The sequence below is a fragment of the Myroides injenensis M09-0166 genome (genome assembly GCF_000246945.1).
In the GTDB taxonomy this organism is placed as follows: Bacteria; Bacteroidota; Bacteroidia; order Flavobacteriales; family Flavobacteriaceae; genus Flavobacterium; species Flavobacterium injenense.
Genome location: NZ_BAEX01000190.1, coordinates 1 through 423 on the forward strand (window position 1 = coordinate 1; position 423 = coordinate 423).

General features: G+C 27.7%; 1 pseudogene. It reads left to right on the forward strand.

Annotated elements, in window-relative coordinates:
• Nucleotides 1–72 precede the first annotated feature (72 nt).
• Nucleotides 73–423, forward strand: a pseudogene (locus RH98_RS15095) (DUF6787 family protein); the annotation flags it as partial.

Genomic DNA, 423 nt, shown 5'->3' on the forward strand with positions numbered 1-423 from the left:
TTTTTATTTATGTGATTTTTAGTTTTATAGTAGTTATAAAAGGATTACTTTTGTTTAGAATTATATTAAATAATGGAAAAGTTAAAACAACGTTGGGGGGTAACATCTAATTTTCAGTTACTGATTATTTTTATTGTGTTTGCAATAACTGGTTCAACAGCGGCTTTTATTTCAAAGCCTATCTTATCTTGGTTAGGAATTGAAAGAGGAGTAATGCATCCAGTTCCTTATTGGATTCTTTATATTGTTTTAATATTACCAGTTTATAAAGTCTTGTTAGTATGTATTGGAACTATATTTGGGCAACATAAGTTTTTTTTGGAATTTTGTAAAGAAGATGCTTAGAGGCATGCGCTTAGGTTTTTTACTTCCAAAGGAAAATGAAGAGAAAAAAAACAAAGTAATAGTTTGTTTTCACAACAT